The organism is Escherichia sp. HH091_1A, assembly GCF_030295175.1.
Classification (GTDB): Bacteria; Pseudomonadota; Gammaproteobacteria; order Enterobacterales; family Enterobacteriaceae; genus Escherichia; species Escherichia coli_F.
This window is the reverse complement of sequence record NZ_AP025747.1, coordinates 472,005-487,866: the sequence shown is the minus strand read 5'-3', so window position 1 is coordinate 487,866 and position 15,862 is coordinate 472,005. Positions and strand designations below refer to the sequence as shown.

Annotated in this window: 19 protein-coding genes; 5 read left to right on the top strand and 14 right to left on the bottom strand. The window is 48.5% G+C overall.

Annotation, left to right across the window (positions count from 1 at the left end):
• The first annotated feature begins 24 nt into the window (after positions 1 to 24).
• Positions 25 to 1,209: an MFS transporter AraJ gene (gene araJ / locus QUF14_RS02285; protein ID WP_024211940.1), complete on the top strand. Its 1,185-nt coding sequence runs from the start codon at positions 25 to 27 to the stop codon at positions 1,207 to 1,209.
• Positions 1,210 to 1,340: 131 nt separating this feature from the next.
• Here the strand turns inward: araJ and mak are convergent, their stop codons facing one another.
• Positions 1,341 to 2,249 (bottom strand): fructokinase, encoded by a 909-nt coding sequence (mak, locus tag QUF14_RS02280; RefSeq protein ID WP_001219293.1) that lies wholly within the window; start codon positions 2,247 to 2,249, stop codon positions 1,341 to 1,343.
• A gap of 124 nt (positions 2,250 to 2,373) precedes the next feature.
• On the opposite strand from mak, the gene rdgC reads away from it, so the two are divergent.
• Positions 2,374 to 3,285 carry a recombination-associated protein RdgC gene (gene rdgC / locus QUF14_RS02275; RefSeq protein WP_024211939.1) on the top strand — a complete coding sequence of 304 codons (912 nt, stop codon included), beginning with the start codon at positions 2,374 to 2,376 and terminating at the stop codon, positions 3,283 to 3,285.
• A gap of 77 nt (positions 3,286 to 3,362) precedes the next feature.
• Here rdgC and QUF14_RS02270 read toward each other — a convergent pair whose 3' ends face one another.
• From QUF14_RS02270 to QUF14_RS02240, 7 genes are all read right to left on the bottom strand, one after another.
• A complete protein-coding gene (locus QUF14_RS02270) occupies positions 3,363 to 3,818 on the bottom strand; it encodes an SF0329 family protein (protein ID WP_000194192.1) in 456 nt (151 codons plus the stop codon).
• The gene (locus QUF14_RS02265) at positions 3,815 to 6,094 is read right to left on the bottom strand and encodes a DUF2773 domain-containing protein (protein ID WP_138983875.1); all 2,280 of its coding nucleotides are present in this window, start codon (positions 6,092 to 6,094) and stop codon (positions 3,815 to 3,817) included. The genes QUF14_RS02270 and QUF14_RS02265 overlap by 4 nt, the downstream gene beginning before the upstream one ends.
• 143 nt (positions 6,095 to 6,237) lie before the next feature.
• Positions 6,238 to 6,522, bottom strand: a complete 285-nt coding sequence (gene ppnP, locus QUF14_RS02260) for a pyrimidine/purine nucleoside phosphorylase (protein WP_100733719.1) — start codon at positions 6,520 to 6,522, stop codon at positions 6,238 to 6,240.
• A gap of 71 nt (positions 6,523 to 6,593) precedes the next feature.
• Positions 6,594 to 7,271 carry an AroM family protein gene (locus QUF14_RS02255; protein WP_001276411.1) on the bottom strand — a complete coding sequence of 226 codons (678 nt, stop codon included), beginning with the start codon at positions 7,269 to 7,271 and terminating at the stop codon, positions 6,594 to 6,596.
• A 257-nt stretch (positions 7,272 to 7,528) separates the two neighbouring features.
• The gene (yaiA, locus tag QUF14_RS02250) at positions 7,529 to 7,720 is read right to left on the bottom strand and encodes a protein YaiA (RefSeq protein WP_053264880.1); all 192 of its coding nucleotides are present in this window, start codon (positions 7,718 to 7,720) and stop codon (positions 7,529 to 7,531) included.
• Positions 7,721 to 7,769: 49 nt separating this feature from the next.
• On the bottom strand, positions 7,770 to 8,294 hold the full coding sequence (gene aroL, locus QUF14_RS02245; RefSeq protein ID WP_000193393.1) for a shikimate kinase AroL: 525 nt from the start codon (positions 8,292 to 8,294) through the stop codon (positions 7,770 to 7,772).
• Between the two features lie 182 nt (positions 8,295 to 8,476).
• A complete protein-coding gene (locus QUF14_RS02240; RefSeq protein ID WP_000158159.1) occupies positions 8,477 to 8,935 on the bottom strand; it encodes a YaiI/YqxD family protein in 459 nt (152 codons plus the stop codon).
• Between the two features lie 119 nt (positions 8,936 to 9,054).
• Here QUF14_RS02240 and proC point away from each other — a divergent pair, with 119 nt between their 5' ends.
• On the top strand, positions 9,055 to 9,864 hold the full coding sequence (gene proC, locus QUF14_RS02235) for a pyrroline-5-carboxylate reductase (RefSeq protein ID WP_001295331.1): 810 nt from the start codon (positions 9,055 to 9,057) through the stop codon (positions 9,862 to 9,864).
• A 16-nt stretch (positions 9,865 to 9,880) separates the two neighbouring features.
• Here the strand turns inward: proC and adrA are convergent, their stop codons facing one another.
• The 5 genes from adrA to QUF14_RS02210 form a co-directional block, all read right to left on the bottom strand.
• Complete coding sequence (adrA, locus tag QUF14_RS02230; RefSeq protein ID WP_000484040.1) at positions 9,881 to 10,996, bottom strand: diguanylate cyclase AdrA; 1,116 nt, start codon at positions 10,994 to 10,996, stop codon at positions 9,881 to 9,883.
• A gap of 101 nt (positions 10,997 to 11,097) precedes the next feature.
• Positions 11,098 to 11,418: a phosphate starvation-inducible protein PsiF gene (gene psiF, locus QUF14_RS02225; protein ID WP_001295332.1), complete on the bottom strand. Its 321-nt coding sequence runs from the start codon at positions 11,416 to 11,418 to the stop codon at positions 11,098 to 11,100.
• Between the two features lie 118 nt (positions 11,419 to 11,536).
• Positions 11,537 to 12,952, bottom strand: a complete 1,416-nt coding sequence (gene phoA, locus QUF14_RS02220) for an alkaline phosphatase (protein ID WP_024211938.1) — start codon at positions 12,950 to 12,952, stop codon at positions 11,537 to 11,539.
• Positions 12,953 to 13,052: 100 nt separating this feature from the next.
• Positions 13,053 to 13,313 carry an anti-adapter protein IraP gene (gene iraP, locus QUF14_RS02215; RefSeq protein WP_000792970.1) on the bottom strand — a complete coding sequence of 87 codons (261 nt, stop codon included), beginning with the start codon at positions 13,311 to 13,313 and terminating at the stop codon, positions 13,053 to 13,055.
• Positions 13,314 to 13,494: 181 nt separating this feature from the next.
• Positions 13,495 to 13,698 (bottom strand): hypothetical protein, encoded by a 204-nt coding sequence (locus QUF14_RS02210; RefSeq protein ID WP_001353412.1) that lies wholly within the window; start codon positions 13,696 to 13,698, stop codon positions 13,495 to 13,497.
• Between the two features lie 77 nt (positions 13,699 to 13,775).
• On the opposite strand from QUF14_RS02210, the gene ddlA reads away from it, so the two are divergent.
• Complete coding sequence (ddlA, locus tag QUF14_RS02205) at positions 13,776 to 14,870, top strand: D-alanine--D-alanine ligase (protein WP_000413662.1); 1,095 nt, start codon at positions 13,776 to 13,778, stop codon at positions 14,868 to 14,870.
• A 185-nt stretch (positions 14,871 to 15,055) separates the two neighbouring features.
• On the opposite strand, the gene QUF14_RS02200 is transcribed toward ddlA, so the two are convergent.
• Positions 15,056 to 15,265 carry a DUF2754 domain-containing protein gene (locus QUF14_RS02200; protein WP_000056899.1) on the bottom strand — a complete coding sequence of 70 codons (210 nt, stop codon included), beginning with the start codon at positions 15,263 to 15,265 and terminating at the stop codon, positions 15,056 to 15,058.
• A 259-nt stretch (positions 15,266 to 15,524) separates the two neighbouring features.
• Here QUF14_RS02200 and QUF14_RS02195 point away from each other — a divergent pair, with 259 nt between their 5' ends.
• Complete coding sequence (locus QUF14_RS02195) at positions 15,525 to 15,833, top strand: YaiY family protein (protein ID WP_000763141.1); 309 nt, start codon at positions 15,525 to 15,527, stop codon at positions 15,831 to 15,833.
• Positions 15,834 to 15,862: the final 29 nt, after the last annotated feature.

Below are 15,862 nucleotides of genomic sequence, written 5' to 3'. Positions count from 1 at the left end.
CGTTCTGGTGGTTGTGATGGTGGTATGAAAAAAGTTATTTTATCTTTGGCTCTGGGCACGTTTGGTTTGGGAATGGCCGAATTTGGCATTATGGGCGTGCTTACGGAGCTGGCACATAACGTAGGTATTTCGATTCCTGCCGCCGGGCATATGATCTCGTATTATGCGCTGGGGGTGGTGGTCGGTGCACCAATCATCGCACTCTTTTCCAGCCGCTACTCGCTCAAACATATCTTGTTGTTTCTGGTGGCGTTGTGCGTTATTGGCAATGCCATGTTCACGCTCTCTTCGTCTTACCTGATGCTCGCCCTTGGTCGGCTGGTTTCCGGCTTTCCGCATGGCGCTTTTTTTGGCGTCGGGGCGATTGTGTTATCGAAAATTATCAAACCCGGCAAAGTCACCGCCGCCGTGGCGGGGATGGTTTCGGGGATGACAGTTGCCAATTTGCTGGGCATTCCGCTGGGGACGTATTTAAGTCAGGAGTTTATCTGGCGTTACACCTTTTTATTGATCTCTGTGTTTAATATCGCGGTGATGGCATCGGTCTATTTTTGGGTGCCGGATATTCGCGACGAGGCGAAAGGAAAGCTGCGCGAACAATTTCACTTTTTGCGCAGCCCGGCCCCGTGGTTAATTTTCGCTGCCACGATGTTTGGCAACGCGGGTGTATTTGCCTGGTTCAGCTACGTAAAGCCATACATGATGTTTATTTCCGGTTTTTCGGAAACGGCGATGACCTTTATTATGATGTTAGTTGGGCTGGGGATGGTGTTGGGGAATGTGCTAAGTGGCCGGATTTCAGGACGTTATTCACCACTACGCATTGCGGCAGTGACTGATTTCATTATTGTGCTGGCATTGCTGATGCTCTTTTTCTTCGGCGGCATGAAAACAACGTCGCTTATTTTTGCTTTTATTTGTTGCGCGGGATTATTTGCCCTTTCAGCACCACTGCAAATATTGTTACTGCAAAATGCCAAAGGTGGAGAATTATTAGGTGCCGCAGGTGGGCAAATAGCGTTTAACCTCGGTAGCGCGGTCGGCGCATATTGCGGAGGTATGATGCTGACGCTGGGGCTGACTTATAATTACGTGGCGCTGCCTGCCGCCCTGCTTTCGTTTGCTGCGATGTCGTCGTTGCTGCTGTATGGTCGCTATAAGCGCCAGCAAGCGGCGGATAGTCCGGTGCTGGCGAAACCAGTGGGATAGGTTGCAGTCACTGCTTGTTGTCGGATGCGGCGCGAGCGTCTTATCCGACCTACGCGAGCTGCTCATTTTGTAGGCCTGATAAGACGCGGCAAGCGTCGCATCAGGCATGATGCACCAATTGTCTACGTTTTTTATTCTTGTGACCATAACCATGCAGCGCCGCGTACGCCGCTGGAATCACCATGTTTCGCCTTACGCACCGGCGTTTCACATTCGCCGCCGAAGACAAATTGTTTAATCAACTGCGGAACCGTTTGATATAAACGATCTACATTGCTCATCCCGCCCCCCAACACAATCACATCCGGATCGAGAATATTCACTACGTGTGCCAGCGATTTTGCCAGCCGCAGCTCGTAACGACGCAATGCCAACTCCGCTACCGGATCGCTTTCTTCAACAAGGCGGATAATTTCACTACCTTTCAGCGCATGTCCGCTCAAACGATGATAATCCGTCGCAAATCCCGTACCCGAAATAAAGGTTTCAATACAACCTTGTTTACCGCAATAACAAGGGACTTCCTCGCGATAACGCAGTTCATCTTCGTCCATCCACGGTAGCGGATTGTGTCCCCACTCGCCTGCCGTGCCATTGCCGCCGATATGCGCTCGACCATTGAACGCTACGCCCGCGCCGCATCCCGTGCCGATAATCACGGCAAATACCGTCTGCGCTCCCGCTGCTGCGCCATCTACCGCTTCCGAGACCGCCAGACAGTTGGCGTCATTTGCCAACCGCACTTCCCGTTGCAACCGCGCGCTTAAATCTTTATCAAATGGCTGACCGTTAAGCCAGGTTGAATTGGCATTTTTCACCACGCCAGTGTAAGGCGAAATCGAGCCTGGAATGCCCATGCCTACCGTTCCGCGCTGCCCTGTCGCCTGCTCCGCCATATCAACCAACGTGGCGATCGTTTCGATGGTCTGATGGTAATCATCACGCGGCGTGGGCAGACGATGACGATACAACTGCTCCCCTGCATCGCCCAGTGCAATCACTTCAGTTTTAGTGCCGCCTAAATCGATACCTATACGCACGGTACTCTCCTTATTTTTTTCAATATCAATAGCGTAGAGACGGACAACCGGATTGGCAATGCAAGGCCGCCGACAATTCGTTATCATGCCCGCTAAATTTAACGACAAGGCCGTGGAAATTATCATGCTGTGGTTCAAAAATTTAATGGTTTACCGTCTTAGCCGCGAGATTTCGCTGCGTGCAGAAGAGATGGAAAAACAGCTAGCCTCGATGGCATTTACCCCATGCGGCAGCCAGGACATGGCGAAGATGGGCTGGGTTCCTCCGATGGGATCGCACAGCGATGCGTTAACGCACGTTGCCAATGGTCAAATTGTTATCTGCGCACGCAAAGAAGAAAAAATCCTCCCGTCTCCGGTGATTAAACAGGCGCTGGAAGCAAAAATCGCCAAGCTGGAAGCGGAACAGGCGCGCAAGCTGAAGAAAACCGAAAAAGATTCGCTGAAAGATGAAGTGCTGCACTCTCTTCTGCCGCGCGCTTTCAGCCGTTTCAGCCAAACCATGATGTGGATCGACACGGTAAACGGTTTGATTATGGTGGACTGCGCCAGTGCCAAAAAAGCAGAAGATACGCTGGCATTACTGCGTAAAAGCCTGGGGTCGTTACCGGTTGTACCATTGAGCATGGAAAACCCGATTGAACTGACGCAGACCGAATGGGTACGCTCTGGTAGTGCGGCACAAGGCTTCCAGCTGCTTGATGAAGCCGAACTGAAATCGTTGCTGGAAGATGGCGGCGTGATCCGCGCGAAGAAACAAGATTTGACCAGCGAAGAAATCACCAACCACATTGAAGCAGGAAAAGTGGTGACTAAACTGGCGCTCGACTGGCAGCAGCGCATTCAGTTTGTGATGTGCGACGATGGTTCACTCAAGCGTCTGAAGTTTTGCGACGAGCTGCGCGATCAAAACGAAGATATCGACCGTGAAGATTTTGCCCAACGTTTTGATGCCGATTTCATCCTGATGACCGGTGAACTAGCCGCATTAATCCAAAACCTGATCGAAGGATTAGGTGGCGAAGCACAACGTTAATTGCTGATTTGCCTTTAATGCCGGATGCGACGCCTGCGGCGTCTTATCCGGCGTACGAATCCACACCAGGCATATAATCATTCGCTACGGCGGGCAATAATTTTTAGCGCAGCAATATTATGCGTTTTACGCCGTAACTGATCCAACCGTCTCATCCCTATTCGCCTGTCAGCGGCACGCAGAATATTCACTAACCCCCATTTATCGCTGGTAAATTGTTTCGTTAACAGCTCCGCTTTTGGGGTATCAATATATTCACGCAATAAATCAGAAATTGAACAAATATCCGTCAGATAAGGATACCAGCAAGTTTCACCATGAAAATTACGCACTCCACCATTGCCTGCCATAAAGTCTTTTGGGTAATCCCAGATCACGTCTTTATCCAACGTGATCCAATAACGCGGTAAATCGGTGCTTCCACCATTTTGGCTGCGCATGGGATAACGGGTACAGTGAATTTGCAGGTTGATCGTTGGCGTCAGTAAGTCATAAATCTCCCGCTGTAACTTGCTCCAGGGGCGTTGTGTCATTGTTTTTCCTCAAGCCGGTTACGCGCTTCACTGCGAATTTGCCGCGTTGCCCCGGTTTTCACTAAATCACGTAACTGCGAAAGATCGGGCTGATCGACAAATAAGATTAATGATGGATCCTCTTTTAACCACGCCGTTTTCACATCGGCAGCCAACTGTGAATTATTAATAGCCAGCGCCCGATCCTGTGACTCAGTCAATGTCGTTAACAAAGAGGCTGGGGTATGTACATTGTGCAACGCCGTCTGCCGCAAATGATCATTGTGACTTTTCAGCAATCCGCACCACCATTCATCATCTGATTTATCTTTTATCGTATCCAGCTCCGCAAAAATATCGCTTTCCTCATGATTCCAGCGGAGTAATCCTCTTTCACTTTGTCTACGGGTGCTATTTTTCATACTGACAACAGACAACGCCCAGTCGGAGTTAAAACGATACTGTTGATCGAGTTTGTTGATAATTCCGGAGGGTAAATCTTTATTATCAAATAACTGGTTTCGCATCCGATAGCGGTATTCAGCAGGTAAATAAACCAGTAAATCGATAGCATTATTAAGCATCTCTTCGTCAATAATACAATTATCAATCAGCGCCAGCTGTACTTCGTAGGCTTGCTCTTGATCTTCTTGCCGTTTACTCATCATTAATTTTAAGGTGTGTTGCCATAATTGTTTCTTATACTCCAGAGGTAACAATTTATCGCGTGCCAGCTCATACCAAATGCTGGGAATGTCATGCTGATTCAGCAGATAACTAATCACTTCCTTCGAGGTCAGATAACGCATGCCGTCACGTAAATTGTGCACATCTTCTTTTGCCAAAGTCAGTTGACGCGACTCCGGCAAAGCGACCAATAACGCCTTCACGATATTTTTATTTTCTTTATTATCCAGATACATTTGTTCTGCGATACGTTCAACATCCTCTGTCCTCAGGGTCGCTGACAGTTGGGTGATTTTTAGTTCAGTAAGCGTCCGGGCTAATGCTTGACGAACTTTCAGCGATTTATCTTTACTCAACAACACCGCTTGTTGTGCGGTTAAATCGGCTCCGGTAATTCTTTCGCGTAACTCCGGATCTTCGCTATTTATCAATTCATCGACCACTGCAGTTGGAACCAGCCAGGCGTAATCGTAATGGCTGATTAATGTCTTGCGCACACTGAGAAAAGGGCTTTGACTTAACGACACAACAATATCAGGAGAAAGATTATCCTGTCTGGCCTGCTCCAGCTGTATGCTCTCGACGGGTACAGACATTAATTTTTTATTCACTTCGGCGGATATATTGCTGTTTTTAACCAGTCCTCTGGCAACAGCTTCATCTTTAATTATTTCGTCGGTAAGCAAATGCATCTGTTGAGCGGGCCAGGACTGCGCCATCGATTCACGCGTCTGGTCATCGGGGTGCTGTAACAGTTGCAGCATAACGGCGGTTGACAAACGCTCTATATGAGTCAGAAAACGTGCCACCAGTGGATCTTCATGCTTTATTTTATCCGCAAGGAAATTATCGAGTTTCCCCGTTTCAATCCATTTTAATTTCTCATTAATTTCAGGAGCAGCTTTATCTCGAAAAAGAGGTAAACCCTGAACGATATTGTCTACGACGCTATCATAGTCAGGATACGCATTGGAAATATTATCGGTTTCGATTTCACTATGATCATAAAGATTAGGCGTCACCAGTGAATAGGCTTTTTGAATATTCTCGTCCCAGTTATATTCTTCACCGCTTTCATCTTCATTGATATAAAACTCAGCTTTGATGACCTCAAATTGCGTTGCTTTATCGGAAACAATAATGCCTCGCGCGCTAATTCCTTTCATCACTTCAAAGTTGTGATCATTATAATCAGCATAAACCAAACCTTTCGCTGTCATCTGCCCTTTGACATACGCGAAATCATGATTAATAAAGTTGTCGACAATAACATTACCTAATACAATCAGATGACCATTACCTGACAGATAATCATCATAATCGCCGGAAATCGTTAAATTACCGTTCACCACCAGTTTATTTTGATTGCTGAAGTTAGCGGGTAATGATAGGTCACCATTATGATAATACCAACGGATATTATCTTTCAGCATATAAGCAGCTTCCATACTATCGTTGGTTGCCGCTTTAACCACGTTACGCTCGTCTGCCGTCATAAGATGAAAGTCAGAGGTGATAAGGTCCTCGCTACTGATCCACTCTGTGGCACATGCATTGCCAGTCATAAAAAACACGACCATACAGATGACCAATATATTAATTCCATTCATAATCTTCACTGATATTTATATCAACCTTGATGAATTATGAATATATCGGAAATCGAAAAAATCGCAGCAAAGGGAATATTATTATGGGTTAAAGAGAGGATATTTCAGAAAAATGCCCTCCCGTTCATGGGGAAGGCGAGGAATTACAGATAGCGGCACAGATAAGAGGTGGGTTCGGCAACTTGCAGATGAAACTCGCTGTGACCGGGAACATTAAACACCGAACCGGCTTCATACACTTGCCAGTCGGTCGCGTCAGGCAGTAACACATTCAGCGCACCACTGATTACCGTCATCTCTTCAGGCTCAGCGGTGCTGAAGGTGTATTCGCCTTCAACCATAACATCCACGCTGGCGCGACCAGTGCTGCTGCTGGAAAAGCCGATCGATTTCACTTTGCCGGAAAAGTACTCATTACTTTGAAGCATAAACTGGCCCTGTCTGGTAGTTGAACATCTACTTCACTATAGGGGCCAGAGGCGCTGGCTGTCACGCAAAATTACACCAGCAATTCCGCTGCCAGCCTTGCAATCAATACGTTAGAGAGCAAGACAGGAACATCGAGCTGTTTTTGCAGTAAATCGCGATGACGCTGGTTAAATCCCAAACAATCCAGCATGATGACATCTGCGCCTTTTGCCAGTAATTCTTTCCCGGCATCAATGATTTTTTGTTCCGAATCATGAATGGGGTTACCCAATGAAAATACTGGCGGTTTCTGCAAAATTTGCCATTTTTGCGCCTGAACGGTCAGTAGCTCTTCAACCGGTACGATAACCCCCACCTGATGATCTTCAACAATAGAGGAAACCAGCGGTGGCAATATTCGCGACGGCTCAAGAAAGATCGTATTACGCGCGGTCATACTACTAATGTTTGCCGTACTCATTAATATAATGACGTCGTAACCCTGATTATCGAGCACTTCAACCACACCTTGCAGGTCTCGCTCCACTTTGCGACGCGAAACATGGGCCAGCTGGTTGTCATTTAATAATGTGAGAATTGTGTCTTCGCCTGCTTCTGGCGCGTACTCCGCCATCACTTCTTCGCGGCTTAACTTCCCCAGCAGGCTATGATGGGAAATATTATCTTCGTCAATGTATTCTGTCAGGAGCGGCAAAACTTCCTGCATAGGTACAATGCCGATGGTCAGGATCGCCAACGACGCACTCATTGTTCTTCCACCTTACTTTTATTTCGTCGTTAATTACCGGGCAAGCGCTAAGCACCACTGCCGACACTTACCTGTGCTACAAATGACAAAAAGCGTAGCAGCAGACCTGCACGGCATAATGTAAAGATTCCAAATGATTCCAGTAATGGATTGTTATTGTTTAATATTCTAATTATTTGAAAAACATGAATTGTGAAAAATGTGACGCAGATCCCTTGTGGTGGCACTCAGAATCCCTTCCGAGCAGTCTGATGCGGTCACTCTTTGTCAGGGTCCTCATAGCGTTTTTTCGAATCCATCGCTTCCTGAGCGGTCGGATGTTCACTGATCAACGAGTCTGGTTTAGGATGATCGGCTCTGAGTTGGTACCAGGTTACCGTCTGTCCTGGCTTTCCTTTTTCAATCGTCACTATATATGCTTCACGAGGATAAGGCGGTTTCGTTGGCATCGTTCTTCCTTATTTCACGGGATGAACGTTAAGTATAGGCGCTCGAAAATCAACAATTGATCGTCTGTGCCAGGGCGCTGCGAATTTCAGAAATCACCTGGCTGGGTTCGTTTGTTGCGTCGATGATAATATGCGCAACTTCGCGATATAGCGCATCGCGTTCTTCCAGCACTTCCTGAACTTCTTCGCTCAGCGGTTTCCCCGTTAAGGTTGGCCGTAAATCTTCTTCCGGTGCAGCTTGCAGTCGGTTAACCAGGACTGATACTGGCGCACACAAATAAACCACGATCCCGTTATTTTGCATAAAGTGACGATTAAATTCCGTCAGGATAATGCCGCCGCCCGTGGCGATAACGGTGGATGGCGCAGTTACCGCTTCCAACGCCGCCGTTTCTCTGGCGCGGAATCCCGCCCACTCTTCCCTTTCGACGATCTCCGCGACCGTCATATTGAGCTGTGATTGCAACCACTGGTCGGTATCGACAAATCGACGGTTAAGCGAATCGGCAAGGGCCATTCCGACCGTTGTTTTACCACAGCCCCGAGGCCCGATCAGAAAAAGAGGTTGTGTCATCGTGGGTTTTCCCCAATAGGTCGCAATGCGGCGAAAGCCGGTGTCATGAGAATAGCGATCATACCATCAAACTAGTACAATTTCGATTGTAAAGAAAAAATTCCACTTAAAGTGAAAATTTTAATACATCCCTTACTATACCAATAAATTTTCAAGAATGAAGTGTAAATAATAAATTACATTCAGCCACGACTACGTTGCACTTCCAGCCACCACTTCTCCAGCTCCGCGGCAAAGGCCTGGCGGTCACGTTGTGAAAGGCTATCTGGTCCCCCGGTCTGGATCCCACTGGCGCGTAAGGTATCCATAAAATCGCGCATCGTCAGGCGCTCACGAATGGTCGCTGGTGTGTAACGTTCGCCGCGTGGATTAAGCGCCGCAGCGCCTTTCTCGATGGCTTCAGCAGCCAAAGGAATATCTGCGGTGATCACCAAATCGCCAGCTTCACACTGCCGGACAATTTCGTTATCGGCAACGTCGAAACCTGCCGCGACGCGCAGCGTTCGAATAAATCGCGAAGGCGGTACGCGTAAACTCTGGTTTGCTACCAGCACCAGCGGCATCTGCATACGTTCAGCCGCGCGATACAAAATCTCTTTAATTACATTGGGACACGCGTCGGCATCCACCCAAATTGTCATAAAGTCATCCTTTGTTGGGTAATTCTCTATTGTGTCGCGCTTTTGCCTTCCGGCATAGTTCTGTTTATGCTTCTGCCAGCGATTATCAAAACAATGAATTTCACGGCAGGAGTGAGGCAATGGAAAAGAAAATCGGTTTTATTGGCTGCGGCAATATGGGAAAAGCCATTCTCGGCGGTCTGATTGCCAGCGGTCAGGTGCTTCCAGGGCAAATCTGGGTATATACCCCCTCCCCGGATAAAGTCGCCGCCCTGCATGACCAGTTCGGCATCAACGCCGCAGAATCGGCGCAAGAAGTGGCGCAAATCGCCGACATCATTTTTGCCGCCGTTAAACCAGGCATCATGATTAAAGTGCTTAGCGAAATCACCTCCAGCCTGAATAAAGACTCTCTGGTCGTTTCTATTGCAGCAGGTGTCACGCTCGACCAGCTTGCCCGCGCGCTGGGCCATGACCGGAAAATTATCCGCGCCATGCCGAACACTCCCGCACTGGTTAATGCCGGGATGACCTCCGTAACGCCAAACGCGCTGGTAACCCCAGAAGATACCGCTGATGTGCTGAATATTTTCCGCTGCTTTGGCGAAGCGGAAGTAATTGCCGAGCCGATGATCCACCCGGTGGTCGGTGTGAGCGGTTCTTCGCCAGCCTACGTCTTTATGTTTATCGAAGCGATGGCCGACGCCGCCGTGCTGGGCGGGATGCCACGCGCCCAGGCGTATAAATTTGCCGCTCAGGCGGTAATGGGTTCCGCGAAAATGGTACTTGAAACGGGAGAACATCCGGGCGCACTGAAAGATATGGTCTGCTCACCAGGAGGCACTACTATTGAAGCGGTACGCGTACTGGAAGAGAAAGGCTTCCGTGCCGCAGTGATCGAAGCGATGACGAAGTGTATGGAAAAATCAGAAAAACTCAGCAAATCCTGATGACTTTCGCCGGACGTCAGGCCGCCACTTCGGTGCGGTTACGTCCGGCTTTCTTTGCTTTGTAGAGCGCCAAATCTGCCGATTTCAACCACTCCCGATAGTGACTCATTTGTGGATTCAGCGGCGCGACACCCACACTAATCCGTAACATCACCTGCGGTGTATTCGGCAAACGTAACGTATTTAGCCCTTCATGTACCCGTAACATGGCGGTAATGGCGCTCTCAGCTGGCGTACCGGACATGATCACCGCAAACTCATCGCCACCAAACCGACCAATCACATCGCTACCGCGCAGGGTAATTTGTAATTGTCGGGTAAGCGCCACAATCGCTTCATCGCCCACATCATGGCCCCAGGTATCGTTGATGCTCTTGAAATGGTCGATATCGATAATCAGTAATGTCGCATCGCGGTTATGCCGCCGACAGTTATCAAATTCATTGCGTAACATAGTTTCCCAATGACGTCGGTTATACACGCCCGTCATACCGTCGCGGGTACTCATGACCTGCAACCTGCGTTTATGTTCCGCCAGTTTAGTCGCCGTCTGGTAGCTGACCCAGCCAAACAGCAGAGGATAAATGACGATAATGGGAAGGGAGAGCCACCATTCCAGCGGCGCACTATTGAACAACACGGTGATACCCGTCAGTTCGAGGGTGACAAGGCAGGAAACCACCATCAACACCAGACCCGCGACAAACAGACGGGGGCCGCCTGCCCCCATCAAATTCAGACACATAATCATCAACATCGCGGTGGAAGGCAGCACGTTTACGCCCATTACGCCTACCCACATTCCCGCTAATACTGCATCGGTTTTTAAGTTATAAATTTCCCGGCTAAGCGGATCGACAGCCCTACTCGCAATCTGCCAGGCTAAATGCGGCCAGACGAACGCCCAGCCGACCAACACCAGCCACCACCAGCCCGGCGGTGGGTGCGAAACCAGCGTTGAAGCAATCGGTAAGAACATGCCAGCCAGGCCAACCGCGCGGGGTAGTCTAACGCGACGGGCGAAGCGCAGCCCGGACCGCTGATGTTCGTTTTGAGGAGTTAAAGGAGGTTCCTCCCCATGCGCCGCCGCTTTTTTGAAAAAGTTTTCATCATTCATTATTTTTGGGAACATTCAGAAACAATTTTCCCAAATTATAGAGACGGGGCTAAAGGCAGAAGTATGAAATTTCGGGTGAGCCATTTTCGTAGCTCACCCGTTAGCACTATCAGGTATCAGGCGGCTTTCTTGAGGCAGGCGCTCATAAACTTATTACGATCATCACCTTTCAGAGATTGTTGCGTTGCTTGATTATTACATTCGCGCATCTTTTGCTGCTGTGGCGTCAAACTTTTTTCACCAGGCGCAGACTTGCTGTTCTTCAGGCAATCACTCATGTAGGTCTTACGAGCATCCCCTTTCAACGCCTGCGCCGTCGCCTGCTGATTACAGGAGGTCATACGCTGTTGTTGCGGGGTTAAGGTTCTCTCGGCAGCGCCGACGGTGGTTAAAAAAACCAGTCCGAAAAGCAAGGTAACCAGTAATGTTATTTTCATAGCACCATCCCTCTTCATGTTTTAACCATGAGCGTTTGCGCCCGTGATCTGCCATTAAGTCTGGTTGCTAACCGCAAAAAAACCACCCGGCAGCGAAAATTCACCGCCGGGCGCGGTTTTATTTCAGCCCCAGGGCGGCTTTCATCGTGTAGAAGAGATCGGTCTGGTCAGTCAGTCCAACGACATTGGCGGCATGCGGGCCATAAGCCGCAATACGCAGCTGACTGCCGGTATGCTCTTGTGAATCCTCTTCGGAGTTCCCGTAGCTCATTACCATCACCGCGCCATCTTTGGTATTTAGCGCCTGGGTGAGGCCCGGCGCTTTGGTGTCCGGCGCGACAATCTGGCTGGCGTGGGCGTGATCAGCGGTGACTATGACCAGCGTGTTGCCATCCTTTTTAGCGAATTCCAGCGCCCGTTGTACGGCTTCGTCGAGATCGACCGTCTCGCCAATTTGCCCACAAGGATTCGCAGCGTGATCCTGTTTATCGATTGATGCACCTTCAACTTGCAGGAAAAAGCCTTTCTCATTTTTACTCAACAATTCAATGGCTTTATCAGTCATCTGCGCCAGGGTCGGTACGCTGTCATTACGTTGCGGATTAGGCGTACAGGTAACTGCGGGCTTGTCGATATTGCCGTGGTACGTTGCTTTCGGTCCTTGCCAGCGCACTGGCATATTGCCGTCAGCAAACAGTCCTAGCAGGGGTTTTTGCTGGTTCGCTTCCGTCACTGCGTTCAGCGAGGCAGCATCGTTCACTAACTGATAACCACGCACCTGCGCCTGTTCACGCAGCGTTTTTCCCTGCCATTCACCAGCGGTTGCCGTTTCCGCAAAGGTTTTTGCGCCGCCGCCAAGCGTAACATCGGCACGGGCGTTAAGCAGCTGTTCGGTAATCGATCCTTTTCCACCTTTTTCCAGCGCGTTACCCGGACATTTTTCACTGGTCGCGCTCGGACCGTAGCATTTGCGCGAAGTCACATGCGCCACCAACGCGGCGGGAGTGGCATCCTGCAACTCTGCGGTAGAAACGTTACCGGTCGCCAGCCCTGCGGCTTTTGCCATTTCCAGAATCGTTGGTTGATCTTTTTCATGAATATCGACACCCAATGCGCCATTATAGGTTTTGACACCGGTTGACCAGGCAGTTGCTGATGCAGCCGAGTCGGTAACGTAGTCCGGTTTGCCGGTTTTTTTATTCAGCGCATAGTGAGTGTATTGCCCGGTAAGCGGTAAGGCATCAATACCTTTAAAAAAGCCGCCCGCACCTTCGGCATAATTACGTGCGGCAGTAATTTCCGAATCCCCCATCCCATCGCCAATCAGCAAAATAATATTTTTTGCAGGCTTATCGCTAAGAGAATCACGCAGAGCGGCGCTCTGATCACCCGTTAAGCGGCGAGCACCGCCGGGTGCAGTAATATCGCCCTGAGCAGCCCGGTTTTCCAGAATAGGCATTTCTGGTGTCCGGGCTTTTGTCACAGGGGTAAACAGTAACGGTAAGAGTGCCAGTGCAATAGTGCTTTGTTTCACTTTATTTTCTCCATGTACAAATACATTAAAAAATAAAAACAAAGCGACTATAAGTCTCAGCCGTGACAGCTTTATGACAGCTGTTGAAAAGATTACCTTTTTACTGACGAGGATGCTTCAATAACTTCTTTACATAATCGCGCAGCAGCTCCGTATCGTCGTCAGGAATGCTGGCATCGGGCTTTACCTCGTAAAGCGCCCCCTCTACCTGATCAATCAACCGCTGTTGGTCATTTTGCGCCATATTACGAAGCATTGCAGTGACGATAATCTCCAGTGCTTCTACCTGCGCGCACAGTTCTTTCGACTCTTCTTCTTTTTGGGCAAGCTTAAATAACAACTCAGCAATGAGATTTTTCATGTCTGTATTTCCTTATCCAAAGTATGGAGAAGTTAACATTATGCTTCACAACTTCATAGTGTCTGGAGGTAGTATTTTTATGACGAATGAAATACTTTGCGCAAATATTTTTTCCATATTTATCAGCGAAACGTTTCTCTTATTTAAATAAGTAACCATACAAAGTATAGGTTTTTAATTATCAACCTTTATTATAAGTAAAAGTTATGAAATATATTCTCTTTGCTAACTTATAATTAAGAGAAAAAAACTCACTGCATGGCCATTTAAACCAGGAATAAATTAGCTTCCCGTTCATCATTTTTGTGATCTTGCGCACATCTTTGAGATAACGCACTTTCTTCACCAGTACGTTGCACACTTTGTCAGTAGAAGATTGCAACATTCTGTCAGAAGGCCGCGAATCCCCCGTTTTGTCGTGGTAATGTATGCACTTTGTGTTAGACGGGATAGGTTTTCAAGATGGAAAAACTGCGGGTAGGAATCGTTTTTGGTGGTAAATCAGCGGAACATGAAGTGTCTTTGCAATCGGCAAAAAACATTGTCGATGCCATTGATAAAAGTCGCTTCGACGTTGTGCTGCTGGGCATTGATAAACAAGGGCAATGGCACGTCAGCGATGCCAACAATTATCTGCTAAATGCAGACGATCCTGCCCATATTGCGTTGCGCCCTTCGGCGACCAGCCTTGCGCAGGTGCCAGGTAAACATGAGCATCAGCTTATCGACGCGCAAAACGGTCAGCCGTTGCCGACGGTGGATGTCATTTTCCCGATTGTCCACGGTACGCTGGGCGAAGATGGTTCCTTGCAGGGAATGCTGCGGGTCGCCAATTTACCATTTGTAGGTTCTGATGTTCTGGCTTCAGCAGCCTGTATGGATAAAGATGTCACCAAACGTCTGCTACGCGATGCCGGGCTGAACATTGCGCCATTTATTACCCTGACACGCACCAATCGTCAAAACATCAGTTTTGCCGAAGTGAAGTCAAAACTGGGGTTACCGCTGTTTGTAAAACCCGCTAACCAAGGCTCTTCTGTTGGTGTCAGCAAAGTAACCAGTGAAGAAGAGTACGCAATTGCCGTCGATCTGGCGTTCGAGTTCGATCATAAAGTGATCGTTGAGCAAGGGATCAAAGGTCGTGAGATCGAATGCGCGGTTCTGGGCAACGACAATCCGCAAGCCAGTACCTGTGGCGAGATCGTACTAACCAGCGATTTCTATGCCTACGACACCAAGTACATTGACGAAGATGGCGCGAAAGTGGTGGTTCCGGCAGCCATTACGCCTGAAATTAACGATAAGATCCGGGCAATTGCCGTTCAGGCTTATCAAACGTTGGGTTGCGCAGGCATGGCGCGTGTAGACGTGTTTTTAACCCCAGAGAACGAAGTGGTAATCAACGAGATCAACACACTGCCAGGCTTCACCAACATCAGTATGTATCCGAAGCTGTGGCAAGCCAGCGGTTTGGGTTACACCGACCTGATCACACGTCTGATCGAGTTGGCGCTGGAGCGTCACGCTGCGGATAACGCATTGAAAACCACAATGTAATTTTTAAATGCCCAATAACTGTTATTGGGCATTTAAGACTGTAAGATTGCCTGATGCGCTTTGCTTATCAGGCCTACAAGATAATTGCAATATACTGATTTTGTAGGCAGGATAAGGCGTTCGCGCCGCATCCGGCAAAAACAACGAGCACTTTGTCAGCCCCCAGAACGCCCAATCCTCTGTTATTAAGCGTTTTCAGTTTCTTCATCGCGACGACGAATAATCAGCCCCGCGAGCCAGAAACTAATCACCCACGTCACCAGACCAACGGCATAGGTCTGCCAACCTTTTGCTTCAAATCCCAGTAACCCCACCACGCCATTAAGAATGAATATCAGGCCAATGGCGAACGCATAGTAGTGCCAGTCACGGCGAATTTTTACAGGCAGACTCATGGCAGCTCCGTTAACGAAAAATAACATCTTCGCATAATCGATAACTTACGTCTGTGGGGTAGACAGCATTTCCCGTATCGTTAAAAAATTTAACTTAAAGTTACCGTTTTGTGACTCGTGACAAATATTCCCGCTTCGGGAATATTCCCAACATCAATTTACCATGATTCTGATATTGACAATCTTAATGACCTGTCAGACTTGCCATAAGCCGCTGGTATGACACCAGAAGAGAAGCAGATGACTTCCGGAGGTTTTTATGGCTGATTTCACCCTGTCAAAATCGCTGTTTAGCGGAAAATATCACAATGCCTCTTCTACGCCTGGCAACATTGCCTATGCGTTGTTTGTACTGTTTTGCTTTTGGGCTGGGGCGCAATTGCTGAACCTGTTAGTGCATGCGCCCGGCGTCTATGAGCGTTTAATGCAGGCTCAGGAAACAGGCCGCCCACGGGTGGAAATTGGTTTAGGTGTCGGTACCATTTTCGGGCTGATCCCATTTTTAATTGGCTGCTTCATTTTTGCAGTGGTGGCGCTATGGCTGCACTGGCGACATCGCCGCCAGTAAGAGTAGGTTGCCAGATGCGGCCTAAAATG

Excerpts from the sequence above, each read along its gene's own strand:
- araJ (WP_024211940.1), top strand. The coding sequence starts at position 25 with ATGAAAAAAGTTATTTTATCTTTGGCTCTGGGCACGTTTGGTTTGGGA.
- rdgC (WP_024211939.1), top strand. The coding sequence starts at position 2,374 with ATGCTGTGGTTCAAAAATTTAATGGTTTACCGTCTTAGCCGCGAGATT.
- QUF14_RS02270 (WP_000194192.1), bottom strand. The coding sequence starts at position 3,818 with ATGACACAACGCCCCTGGAGCAAGTTACAGCGGGAGATTTATGACTTA.
- QUF14_RS02265 (WP_138983875.1), bottom strand. The coding sequence starts at position 6,094 with ATGAATGGAATTAATATATTGGTCATCTGTATGGTCGTGTTTTTTATG.
- ppnP (WP_100733719.1), bottom strand. The coding sequence starts at position 6,522 with ATGCTTCAAAGTAATGAGTACTTTTCCGGCAAAGTGAAATCGATCGGC.
- QUF14_RS02255 (WP_001276411.1), bottom strand. The coding sequence starts at position 7,271 with ATGAGTGCGTCGTTGGCGATCCTGACCATCGGCATTGTACCTATGCAG.
- yaiA (WP_053264880.1), bottom strand. The coding sequence starts at position 7,720 with ATGCCAACGAAACCGCCTTATCCTCGTGAAGCATATATAGTGACGATT.
- aroL (WP_000193393.1), bottom strand. The coding sequence starts at position 8,294 with ATGACACAACCTCTTTTTCTGATCGGGCCTCGGGGCTGTGGTAAAACA.
- QUF14_RS02240 (WP_000158159.1), bottom strand. The coding sequence starts at position 8,935 with ATGACAATTTGGGTGGATGCCGACGCGTGTCCCAATGTAATTAAAGAG.
- proC (WP_001295331.1), top strand. The coding sequence starts at position 9,055 with ATGGAAAAGAAAATCGGTTTTATTGGCTGCGGCAATATGGGAAAAGCC.
- adrA (WP_000484040.1), bottom strand. The coding sequence starts at position 10,996 with ATGTTCCCAAAAATAATGAATGATGAAAACTTTTTCAAAAAAGCGGCG.
- psiF (WP_001295332.1), bottom strand. The coding sequence starts at position 11,418 with ATGAAAATAACATTACTGGTTACCTTGCTTTTCGGACTGGTTTTTTTA.
- iraP (WP_000792970.1), bottom strand. The coding sequence starts at position 13,313 with ATGAAAAATCTCATTGCTGAGTTGTTATTTAAGCTTGCCCAAAAAGAA.
- QUF14_RS02210 (WP_001353412.1), bottom strand. The coding sequence starts at position 13,698 with ATGTTGCAATCTTCTACTGACAAAGTGTGCAACGTACTGGTGAAGAAA.
- ddlA (WP_000413662.1), top strand. The coding sequence starts at position 13,776 with ATGGAAAAACTGCGGGTAGGAATCGTTTTTGGTGGTAAATCAGCGGAA.
- QUF14_RS02200 (WP_000056899.1), bottom strand. The coding sequence starts at position 15,265 with ATGAGTCTGCCTGTAAAAATTCGCCGTGACTGGCACTACTATGCGTTC.
- QUF14_RS02195 (WP_000763141.1), top strand. The coding sequence starts at position 15,525 with ATGGCTGATTTCACCCTGTCAAAATCGCTGTTTAGCGGAAAATATCAC.